10 protein-coding genes are annotated in these 11,466 nt (G+C 48.5%); 6 read left to right on the top strand and 4 right to left on the bottom strand.

Features of this window, described 5'->3' with window-relative positions:
* Positions 1-119 precede the first annotated feature (119 nt).
* A complete protein-coding gene (locus K4H28_RS16125) occupies positions 120-2,027 on the bottom strand; it encodes a bifunctional diguanylate cyclase/phosphodiesterase (RefSeq protein WP_221006150.1) in 1,908 nt (635 codons plus the stop codon).
* 4 nt (positions 2,028-2,031) lie between these two features.
* Positions 2,032-2,721: a transglutaminase-like cysteine peptidase gene (locus K4H28_RS16120; protein ID WP_221006149.1), complete on the bottom strand. Its 690-nt coding sequence runs from the start codon at positions 2,719-2,721 to the stop codon at positions 2,032-2,034.
* A gap of 141 nt (positions 2,722-2,862) precedes the next feature.
* On the opposite strand from K4H28_RS16120, the gene K4H28_RS16115 reads away from it, so the two are divergent.
* The 4 genes from K4H28_RS16115 to K4H28_RS16100 all read left to right on the top strand — a co-directional run bounded on the left by K4H28_RS16115 (position 2,863) and on the right by K4H28_RS16100 (position 6,208).
* Positions 2,863-4,674, top strand: a complete 1,812-nt coding sequence (locus tag K4H28_RS16115) for a TolC family outer membrane protein (protein ID WP_221006148.1) — start codon at positions 2,863-2,865, stop codon at positions 4,672-4,674.
* A 104-nt stretch (positions 4,675-4,778) separates the two neighbouring features.
* Positions 4,779-5,249 carry a 23S rRNA (pseudouridine(1915)-N(3))-methyltransferase RlmH gene (rlmH, locus tag K4H28_RS16110; protein WP_221006147.1) on the top strand — a complete coding sequence of 157 codons (471 nt, stop codon included), beginning with the start codon at positions 4,779-4,781 and terminating at the stop codon, positions 5,247-5,249.
* A 74-nt stretch (positions 5,250-5,323) separates the two neighbouring features.
* Positions 5,324-5,914 (top strand): Maf family protein, encoded by a 591-nt coding sequence (locus tag K4H28_RS16105; protein WP_221006146.1) that lies wholly within the window; start codon positions 5,324-5,326, stop codon positions 5,912-5,914.
* A 72-nt stretch (positions 5,915-5,986) separates the two neighbouring features.
* Positions 5,987-6,208 carry an RNA-binding S4 domain-containing protein gene (locus tag K4H28_RS16100; RefSeq protein ID WP_221006145.1) on the top strand — a complete coding sequence of 74 codons (222 nt, stop codon included), beginning with the start codon at positions 5,987-5,989 and terminating at the stop codon, positions 6,206-6,208.
* Between the two features lies 1 nt (position 6,209).
* Here the strand turns inward: K4H28_RS16100 and K4H28_RS16095 are convergent, their stop codons facing one another.
* Entirely contained in the window at positions 6,210-7,262 is a 1,053-nt protein-coding gene (locus K4H28_RS16095; RefSeq protein WP_221006144.1) for an FUSC family protein, read from the bottom strand.
* Between the two features lie 59 nt (positions 7,263-7,321).
* Positions 7,322-7,606 (bottom strand): DUF2917 domain-containing protein, encoded by a 285-nt coding sequence (locus tag K4H28_RS16090; protein ID WP_221006143.1) that lies wholly within the window; start codon positions 7,604-7,606, stop codon positions 7,322-7,324.
* Between the two features lie 135 nt (positions 7,607-7,741).
* Between K4H28_RS16090 and K4H28_RS16085 the strand changes: the two genes are divergently transcribed.
* Together K4H28_RS16085 and K4H28_RS16080 are read left to right on the top strand one after the other, a co-directional pair.
* Positions 7,742-8,680 carry a LysR substrate-binding domain-containing protein gene (locus K4H28_RS16085; RefSeq protein WP_221006142.1) on the top strand — a complete coding sequence of 313 codons (939 nt, stop codon included), beginning with the start codon at positions 7,742-7,744 and terminating at the stop codon, positions 8,678-8,680.
* A 361-nt stretch (positions 8,681-9,041) separates the two neighbouring features.
* Positions 9,042-11,309, top strand: coding sequence for a carbohydrate-binding protein (locus K4H28_RS16080; RefSeq protein ID WP_221006141.1), 2,268 nt, complete (start codon positions 9,042-9,044; stop codon positions 11,307-11,309).
* Positions 11,310-11,466 lie beyond the last annotated feature (157 nt).

Raw genomic sequence — 11,466 nt, 5'->3', positions numbered from 1 at the left:
GAAGCGCAGCGCGTGTATATAAAATGATCAATATTTTTATTAGAGAGCAGTACTCGTCAAAATAAATGGACCGGTATGCAATCAAAACCTTCACTTAGCAAGGACTTGAACGACATACCTTAATTTATTTTTGTTTTAGTAATGGGTCCAGTTGCACCGCTCAAACCCAAGGCTTGTAATTTAGTCCACTCCCCTTCGCTACGGACTTGCTCCGCAATCGTCAAGACCCCCAAACTCGAAGCCATTTTTACAATTTCTTTCAGTAGCTGTTGATTGCCCGTGTGTTGGTCGATTTCGTGAACATAACTGCCATCAATTTTGATGTAACTGAGCGGTAAATCATAGAGTCGCAACATACCACTGGCTGAGCGGCCAAAATGCTCAATTCCCACTTTGACACCGACTTGATTCATCTCAGCAGCAAAAACGGCAAGCGTTTCAAACTCTTGCTTGAAACCATTACTATTAATCTCCAACCACAAGCGAGTACGCGTACTCTGAGGCAGCGATTGAAATATTTTTGCTAATTCAGCTCGGAATGGCAGATTACTCAGCGATTCGATATCCAGATTGACAGCACAAGAGAACGGGTTTTTCTTTAGCTCGCTAATCGCCAAGCGAATAGCGGCCAAATCAAGCTCAGGCGTCAAACCCAAACGCTTGGCAAAAGGCATAAAGACGCCAGCATTGAGCAGAGATACGCCATCGTCATCCGGCATGCGCAGCATGAGCTCTTGGTGAATAAGCTGCCCCTGCCAATCGATAACGGGATACTTTTGCACGACAAACAACTCATCCTGCACCGCTTGCAGCAATTTATCTCGCCAAACTGTATTTGGGTTTCTCACCGGTGCCAAATCAACCAAGGCGGCCACGCCGCTCACTACGCCACGGCTCTCTGCTTGAGCGAGTGCCGCATCTGCACGCGTCAAGATTTCACTCATCGCTTCGTTTTTACTAAATTCGGTGTACCCAATATGAATAAAGTCTTCAATATCCGATAACTGAGCCAGCTTGGCTAACAAGGACTCAACAAACTCTGCAGGCTGCTCCAGTCTTGGGGTTGTCAATACAAAGTCTGCACCATTTAAACGAGCCGCAATCCAATCTTCCCCTTCATCATCCCAGTCGGCTAACACTGCGGCGATTTGATTAAGAAGCAAATCGGTCGCTTTGCGCCCCACGCGCTGATTTAAAACCGCCAAATCCTTGAGGCGAACAACGAGTAAATACCCATGACTGGCGCGGTCTTCATCATGAAGTAAGCCAGATAAACGAGCCATAAAATAACTGCGATTGGCCAAGCCAGTTACGCTGTCTCGGTTCACTGAATAATTCAATTGATCAATACGCTCTGATTGCTCATCGAACATTGATTTCACACGCAGCACCATACTATTCATCGCGGTGACGACACGACGTAATTCAATATAAGGTGGCTCGGCAATCGTAATAAAACGTCTTTCACTAATTGCCTCTGCTTGCCCGACCATCGCCCTAATTGGCTGGCGGACACGATTAAACATAAACCGCACTAAAAATGCGACCGCAATCCCGCCGCCCATAATGGCTAAAAATAACTTCACCGCCCCATTCCAGAGCGACTCATAAGCAAATCTAGAATGTGCACGCACCTCGACACTGCCTGCTTGCTTCCAGCCTTTATTCACCAAGGCTTGCCCAGAGGCGACTTCGATCGGAAACACTGAAATAAACCAATTAGGAACTTTACTGGGTAAATCTTTATTTTTTAATTCAATGATAATTTTTTTATGAGGGTCACGGAACCGAATCAACTCAAAATGGCCAGAATCGAATAAGGCGGAAGTCATTAACTCCATCATTGCAGGATCTTCGGTTTGCTGCGATAAAGATAATGCTAAAGACGATGCATTATCACTGCTTTGAGTAAATAATTGCTGCTCTAAATAATTCCTCGCGCTGACTGTACTCACCACCAAACTGACTGAAAATGCCAGCAAAGTAGAGATAATAATCAGCACTAACATTTGACGAATTAAAGACACTTTGTTATTCCTTATAATCAATGCCATCTGCCTGTATTCTGAGTAAAACATCTTTCCAACGTGATAAACGATCAATAGATGCAGAAGGTTTTGCGCCTGTACCAGCAAATACACCTTCGTGATTAAAACTAAACACCGGCGTTAAATCAGGCCGGCGGCTAGCTGGACGAATCTCAGTAATTAAATTATCCAAGATTAATGGCTCGGCATCAGGTTCAGCGTAATATGTTAAAACCATATGCGCCTGACTAATCTTGCTATCTGGACCGCCAATTTTAGCTTTAACATAGCTAAGCCTTAACTTATCAGTAGAAACCCCAGTATCTTTTAAGGCCGTATATTTGATAATTGCGAAATCTTCGCAATCACCCGCTGATTTACCGATCATTTCAAGCGGTGTGGCCCAGTAATCGACTTGTTTCCATAAAACGGTATCATCAACAAATTGAAACTTTCGATTGATATACTCATTAACGCGTTTTAATTTTTCAAGTTCCACAAGATTACGACTTGACACAATTAATTGCTGAATTTCAGTTGCCGTTTTAGCCCCACTCGCACCATAGCGCTGCTGCGCCAACCGGGTGAACGTGTCATAATCCCATGCCGAAAATGCAACACTGCAGCATACGATCGCCAAGGACAAAGCAGCCCCGGCTAAGCCATATCGCAATTTGTGTGGTTTTATCGGCATGAAATGACAAATTTGTGAGTGAAATTAATTAAACGTCTACCTATAGTAGCAAAATTGAATCCTTAAGCATGTGAATTATAAAAAAACAAAACACACAGTCATCAACGGCTTTAACAGCTAGATTTTTGGAAACGAATCACCATGAAACTAAAAACACTTGCGCTTTTACTTATTACCTGCGGCAGCTCAGCATCTTATGCTGCCAGCAATTTACGTGATGCCGTTGAGCAAACTGTCCTTCGCAACCCTGAAGTCCGCGCCAAATGGCTCAGTTTCCGTGCTGCAGGCAACGAGCAAGATGTTGCTCGTGGTAACTACTATCCAAAAATCGACGTGCTTGGCTACGCCGGTGTTGAACGGCAAGATCGACCGAACACGGGTAGCGAAAGCTTCAGTCACCCAGGTGTGTCGCTTGAGCTTCGCCAAATGCTGTTTGATGGTTTCGCCACTCGTGACGAAGTGCGCCGCCTGGGTTATGGCAAATTAACACGTTACTATGATCTACTTGCAGCCAGTGACGCTGCCGCGCTCGAAACCACGAATGCGTACTTAGATGTCATGCGTTATCGCCAACTCGTTGCACTGGCGAGTGAAAATTTCGCGATTCACCAAGAAACATTTAATCAAATTCAAGAACGAGTTACCGCAGGTGTGGGGCGCCGTGTCGACCTAGAAACCGCCTCGGGTCGTTTGGCCTTAGCCGAATCCAATTGGCTAACCGAGTCATCTAATCTACACGACGTCTCTGCACGTTATGAGCGCCTCACAGGTACTATCCCGCAAGAGAAAATGACTGAAGTACCCAATTTTGCAGACAAAGTGCCGCAAAATCTTACCGAACTCAAAGAGCGCGTGGCATACAACCCTGCGTTCCGTGCCTCCGTTTACAATATTCGCGCCGCACGCGCTGATGCACAAAGCAAGAAAAGCTCCTTCTATCCTCAGTTTGAAGTCCGAGCCAGCCAAGGTTACGAACAAAATCGTGACAACATCGACGGCAGCTTTAAAGATGGCAAAATTCAACTGGTGATGAATTACAATCTGTTCCGTGGCGGTAGCGATACTGCGCGCGTCAGCCAATACGCAGAACAATTCAATATCGCCCAAGAAATGCGCGACAAGACTTGCCGTGATATTCGCCAAACCACGCAAATTGCTTGGAATGATACTTACCGCTTGAAAGAACAGCTCAAATACCTTGATCAACACGTACTCTCAACCGAAAAAGCCCGTGATGCGTTCCGCAAGCAGTTCGACATTGGTCAACGCTCGCTTCTCGACGTATTAGATACTGAAAATGAGTTATTTGAAGCGAAGCGTGCGCTGGTTCGCGCTGAATACGATCACCGTCTCTCGTACGCCCGTGTATTAACGCAATCGCACCAATTACTCTCGGCTTTGCAAATTTCACCGTTGGAAAATACGTCTCCCGATAACGATTTGGGTGACAATTTGGCCGAAGATGAAGCGATCAATTGCTCTGGCGCACTCATTGCTGCCGTACCACTCAATCGTGAAGCTGCGATTGCCGCCCGCCCAGCACGGGTGATTGAGCCACTGCCGACCCCAGTCGCAGCCACTCCGCCCACAGCAACAAGCTGCGATAAATCAGTGACGGAATTCGTCGAAAACTGGCGCACTCAATGGTCAAGCAAGAAAGCGGATGAGTATTTGGCACTTTACAGTAGCCAGTTTGACGCAGGAAGTGGTCGCACACGCGCCGATTGGGAAGCCAAACGCCGTACACGCCTAAATAAAGAAGGCGATATTAAGCTGAGCGTTGAAAACTTCAGCTGCACCAATGTCAGCAAAGACCGTGCTGATGTGACCTTCAAACAAAACTACAGCTCGAAAAACTACCAAGACGTCGTAGAGAAAACCTTGGAATTGGTTCAAGACGGTGGCAAGTGGAAAATCAAACGTGAACGCGTGACCAGCGGCCGCGCAGAGTAATTAAGCACGCTGTTTCACCGCGACAGCCCGTCAAGCGACGGGCTGTTTTTATTTTCTCTAAGCACATCTGTTAACATCGCATTAAATCAACATCACGACACATTATGAAACTGCAATTAATTGCCGTCGGCCACAAAATGCCGAACTGGATTTCTGAGGGCTATAACGAATACGCCAAGCGGATGCCGCGCGATTTTGCGTTAACGCTCACCGAGCTCAAGCCCGATAAACGCATCAGCGCCCGCACGCCGCAACAAGTGATGGCGGAAGAAGCAGATCGGATTTTGGCAGCAATTCCCGATGGCGCACGCGTCTTGGCGCTCGACGAGCGTGGTGCAAACTGGACGACGATGAAGCTCGCTGAAAACATGAAAGACTGGCAAATCGATGGCCGTGAGACCGTGTTTATCATCGGCGGTACCGATGGACTTGACCCGCGCATTAAGCAGCGTGCCGATCAATTGCTCCAGCTCTCTGCCATGACGATGCCACACGGCATGGTGCGCGTATTACTCGCCGAGCAACTGTATCGCGCGGTGTCGATTATTAATAACCATCCTTACCATCGGGAATAGACAGCACTAACTTGCCATTACCATGAGCAACCTCCTGCTGTTATGCTTAAACCACACTATTTCTGCGAATAAATATGACCCAACTCTACCTCGCCTCTGGCAGCCCACGCCGCAAAGAACTGCTCGCGCAAACCGGCGTGATTTTCGAGCGTATTGCTGCGCCGATTGATGAAACACCGTTCGCCAATGAAAACCCACGTGAGTACGTCATTCGCATGGCGGTGGAAAAGGCTGAATCAGGCTGGCGACACCTAGAAGAAATGGGCTTGGCACTCAAGCCAGTGTTAGCCTCTGATACTTCGGTGGTATTGGGCGATGAGATTTTAGGCAAGCCCCTTGATGAGGCTGATGCGGCTGCGATGCTGCGCAAGTTATCTGGCCAAACGCACGAAGTGCTAACCAGCTTGGCATTGCGCGATGTGAATGGCGTCGAAACACGCCTGAGCATCAGCCGCGTGACGTTTGCTGAACTGACCGACGCGCAAATTGCTACCTACGTCGCCAGTGGCGAGCCGATGGATAAAGCCGGCGCTTACGGCATTCAAGGCTTGGGCGGGGTGTTTGTCGCGCATCTAGATGGCAGTTTTACGGGGGTCATGGGTTTACCGCTACACGACACCGCGGCCTTATTAGCCAAGCATGGCCTAGGCATCTTGGCTGAATAAAAAAATCACCAGGTATCGCCACCCAATCATTAGCTATCAACACCTACAATCAAATACCCTAAAGGATAAAAAATGACAATTCAAACTTTTGAACTCAAAAATGAATATATTGCACTGTGTGATTTGATTAAAAATCTCGGCATTTCACATTCCGGCGGCGCAGCGAAATTAATGGTGGCCGAAGGCTTGGTCGAAGTCGATGGCACGCTGGAAAGCCGCAAAACAGCCAAAATTCGCGCGGGGATGGTGGTTAAAGTTTTAGGCGAAGAAATTCACGTTGTCGCGGCACCATAAGCTATCTTTTTAAGTAGCGTAAGGCCGCAGGCTTAAGCTGTGAAAGTGGGTGCTGGGTTCGAACAATATCCGGCATCAACAAATGCAGCTCATCCGTTATTTGAGCACTAACTTGCGCCAGCTCCTGCGTTAAAAAGTCAACTTCATCAATCGCAGAAAGTGCGTTGATCAACGCAGCGCCATCCTGCAAATCATTTCGCAAAAAACGTGCTGCACGCGCTGAGCGCATTAATGAGCGAAAAATCATGGATCTCAGTCGCCGATTGTCCGCAAATGGGGGCGCTGTACTTGCTGCATCCGAACTGCGCTCCAAAAACAAATACAACATGCGCTGATGACGATGCAGCGCATCAAAACGTAAACTCTCTTGACCGCTCTCTTTGGTCGCAGACGGGATCAATAAGCGCATTTTTTGCAAACGCGAATTGACTCGCTCCAAAGTCAAGCCAATATCAAATTGAGAATCAGGACCGATTTGCCGATATGCAAGCGCCACTTCGCGTAAATTTTCTGCCAACAAAAATCGCCAACGATCAATCGCTCGGGTCGGAAATAAGTTAGCAAAAAACATCGCAATGATGGCACCAATCAGCACATTGCCCAGCCGCCAAAACGACTCTTCAATCGCTGATTCACCTAAGCCCCCCACAATCACTAAGGTGACGCCCGCGACCACCGCTGCCTCACTATTTTTCCCCAGCGCATGGTAGGCACTTAAGGCGATCATGAATATCATCCACGACAAACCCAGCCACGGTGTCACCAAATAAAACACAACAGCCAGCAATCCAGCTAAAGCACCATAAAAAGTGCCTAAAACTCTTTGCCCCGATTTCCGCGAAATATCGCCCTGCGTGGGACCATTTCCCATCAATACCACGATGGTGATCAAGGTCCAAGTACCATAAGGAATAGCAAAATAAAGGTCAATCGCACCGCCAAATAAAAAAGCCAGCGCCACTCGTAAAGCGTGAATTGCCCGAAAATGTTCATACAAGAACACGGGATGTTTTAACACCCGCCACGGGGTAGAAAAAAGAGGAGCTATTTGCATAAGCCACACGATAGCAAACTCAAGCGCACTTAGCGAAGCGAAATACTATTCAGTCGCATTTAGCCATAGGCAAACTCACGATCACATTCAACGCCGACCTGAAGAATGCTCAAAGGGCTAATTTGCAAATTTTCACCACAGAAACACAGCCGCCCTCCCCCTTCAATCAGCACTTTACCCACTGCCAATTGCAGATGCTCGCCACGATACAGCTCGATGTCTTCAGTCGACTGCTCATGCGTTACCCAAACGCCACCTTCTTCACACCACAGTTGCGCTGGGTGGGTCAGCTCAACCACCAGCAATTCATGAGATGTAACGCTTAATCGTAAATAGGTGACCATTTCTTTCATCCATTTGACATAGTGGATTCACTATATCCAATAAATAAAAGCCTGTTGCTGATGATTTTTCGGAGTTTATGTGAGTAAAATTCACATAAACACATTTTGAGACTGCTGCCGCACAAGGAAATTACGATGAGCCAGTTGCCCCCACTCGCTGCTTTACGCGCATTTGAAGCCGTCGCCCGCCTTGGCAGCGTCGTCAAAGCCGCCGAATCGCTGAACGTGACGCACAGCGCAATAAGCCATCAACTCCGCACGATTGAAGATTTTCTTGGCCTTTCACTATTTTTGCGCGAAGGAAAGCGCTTGCAACTGACCGAAGAAGGTCGAATTTATGCGCTGCGGATTCGCGGCGCGCTAGCGGATATGAGCGAAGCGACGCAGCGCGTACTGACTCGCCCCAAGCCGAACGACATTACCATTGGCGTGGTGCCATCGTTTGCGCTCAACTGGTTAGTGCCGCGCCTACCCGATTTCAAAGCGAAATATCCGCAATACACCGTCAGCCTACGTGCCGGTTTGGGGTTTGAGGAAATGAATAATGGCCTGCTCGATATGGCGGTGCGAATGGGCTCTGGCGGTTGGGATGGCATGAAGCAGGTGCATTTGATGGATGATTATCACATCATGGTCGCCGCCCCCAGCTACCAACCGCGTCCAACATCGGTCAACGACATCAAAACGGCGACGATCATCCACAATCCAGCAATACCATGGGCGACGTGGTGCCAAGCAGCAGGCCTCGCCGATTGGCGCCCAACGCCAAGCTATTCCTACAACGACAGCAACCTAGAACTCGAAGCAGCCCAACTCGGCCACGGCATTATGTTAGCGCGAACATCACTAGTCGAATCGCATCTGGCCAACGGCACGCTGGTACAAATATCGGATATTTGCGTGCCCTATCAATATCCCTACTGGCTAGTCTGGCCCGACCGCAGCAGCACCAGCGGCAAGATTGCTGATTTTAGTGTTTGGATTAGTGAGCAAGCTCACGCTTATCTTGAAAATTCGTCATGGGCCGATGCCATTCATGAAAAAAACCACAAAATAAATTCGCTAAACAATTGATTAAAAAGACAAAAAACGTCACTAGTCATCATTTGTGAACAACTACCCCATCTGTATTTACACAAAAAAATCACAATGGCATAGTTCGCAGCACATTAGTACAAACACTAATGGGCTGGGGTCCGGCCCATGTTTAATTTTCGCCGCTGCAGAGTTCGCTTTGACTCAGCTTGACCGCTTAGCTCAATGGAAATCCGTAAACAAATTAAATTACAGATAGAACGAACATATAAATAACTAGAATAAATACAAAGGTATATGCCGCTAGAGCATAGCCATAAAGATTTACCGGGTAATACATTAAAAATTAATTCAGACTTGAGCCGGTACAAGCTGAATACACACTCTGGATGGAAGAGACATGTTAAAAAATCAGCATTTTAAAGGTGCCAAAAAAGCACTGCTGCTCAGCATGGCCGCGACAGGTTTACTGTCGCTCGCCAATACGGCATCCGCCACCGCCGTCTGCAACCCTTTTGAACCTTGGGTAGAAGGCAATAGCTACGCCACGGGCAAGACCGTCACTTATAACAAAGTTGACTATCAAGCCCTCTCTGGGCACACCGCCCATATCGGCGCCAACTGGAATCCCGCCGCAACGCCGACGCTATGGAAAAACCTAGGCACCTGCAGTAGCTACACCATCAGCAATCCGCCAACACCATCGCCGCGGCCAACGCCTTCGTCGTCGCCGACTCAAGTAACAGTAGAAACTAGCAAAGTAACTCGCTTTGGCCCATGCACTGACGTACCAAACCCTGAACAAACCCCAATGTGGTCTCCAGCAACGGAATATTCGGCAGGGGCGTACGTGCGTCCTGCTGGTGCATACAGAAGCCAGATGGGCTGGATACGCTTTAAAGCAAAAGTAACGCATACCAGCACAGCGAATAACGCACCGACTTACAACAACACCTCGGTCACTTACGATGCAGCACTATGGGATGCTGAAAATGTGGTACCCGGTGTATGCCCAACTTGGAATCCAACAGCAACACCGACCGTGACCCCTACTGCAACACCTACTGCAACACCTACTGCAACACCGACCTCAAGCATTGGCACTTGGAATAGCACGGCGGTTTACACCGCGGGTCAACGCGTTACGCATGATGGTCGCACTTTTGAAGCCAAATGGTGGGTACAAGGCCAAGTGCCGAGCGCTACAAATCAATGGGGTCCGTGGAAATTACTCAGCGAGCTTCCTGTCAATCAAGCACCAGTGATTGTGAGTGCATGGCCATCAGGCTCATTCCAAACTATTTCTTTGCCACCTTATAATGCAAGCGCCAGCGCAAGTGTGACCGACAGTGATGGCCGTGTCGTTAAAGTTGAATTCCTGATCAATGGCAAATCGCTAGGTTCAGTAACCCAAGCGCCGTTCAAGGTTGACTTCAATACGACCCTTTATGCGCACGGTACTTTGGAAGTGATAGCGACCGATGATCAAGGAGCTAGTTCAAGGCAAAGTTATAAGTATGGTTACTTTGACAACAAAGTGCCGCTGCCACCCTATACACCATCGCCATCTCCTTCAGCAAGCCCATCGCCAACCCCAACAGCGACCCCAGCACCGATTGCAAGCAACTACGTAACCTCAGTAAAAACCACCACGTGGAAAAATGGCGCGAAAGGCGCGTATTCATTGGTGCATGATGATTACTGCTCGATGCCAGCTGGCACCGATCCGTATATCAAAATCATGGATCCAGAGTTGAGTAAACGTGGTTTGGTGGCTGGTTTTGGCATCATCACCGGTAGCTGCTCGCCGCAACATTGGGCTGCTGCCAAACAAATGATTGCTAACGGCCATGAGATGGTTAGCCATAGCCGCTCACATCCAAACCCGTATATCAATGACGCAGAACTGGAAGTTCAGCTCAACGGTGCGGCGGCGGATATTGCCGCCAACTTAGACGGCTACAAAGCCAGCTATTTTGTGTGGCCAGGTGACGCAGCCTCTACTGTGGGGACGACTTTCCTGAAAAACAACACGCAATATCTGGGTGGCCGTGCCTCGCATTTAGTGGCCAATGGCAATGTGGATTACACCACGATGCCAGCGGGCGTGAATGCGGCCAACTTTGATAATCCTTTCCGTATCAAATGGGATTTGTTCACCGCCGATGGCAAATGGTCGCTCTACCCGATGGGTAGTGAAATCCTGAATCTGCATATCGACGCAGCCATCAACCAAGGCGGCTGGGCAACGCGTACCATGCATGGCGTCGATACTGGCTACTGGGAAACTGCACCTTTAGCGCGCTACCAAGGCCACCTCGATTACGCCAAAGCCAAAGTGGATGCCGGTGACTTGTGGATGGATACGCCAAGCAACGTCCTCAAATATCGCTTTGCTCGTGAATTCTGCGGCACAACGTTAGATAATCAAGGTAGCTCAACGATTATCCTCCACAAGTGGATTCCGGAATGCCAGCAATATGCAACCCCAATCACGCTTGAATTCACTACGCGCGAAATGAAGCCGGAATTGGGCGAAGTAGTACGTGCCACGCAAAACAACAAAACGCTTGCACTCACACCAAAAGGCAACAACACCTATCAAGTGACCGTGAACCCAATGGATGGGCACGTCATGTTTGGATGGGCAGGTGATGTTTGGCCTTAAGCCATAATGCGCGCTCTACTCGCTGACAATTTCAGCGAATAAACGTCTAAATCCCCACCCGCCCTTGCGGCGCGTGGGGATTTTTTATTGCGGCCTTAACAATACCAGTTGATCGGTAAAAGCCAATCCCCCGCCCACAGCACCGCTTAAACCCGTA

Source organism: Deefgea tanakiae (genome assembly GCF_019665765.1).
In the GTDB taxonomy this organism is placed as follows: domain Bacteria; phylum Pseudomonadota; class Gammaproteobacteria; order Burkholderiales; family Chitinibacteraceae; genus Deefgea; species Deefgea tanakiae.
This window is presented reverse-complemented; position numbering and strand designations above follow the sequence as displayed.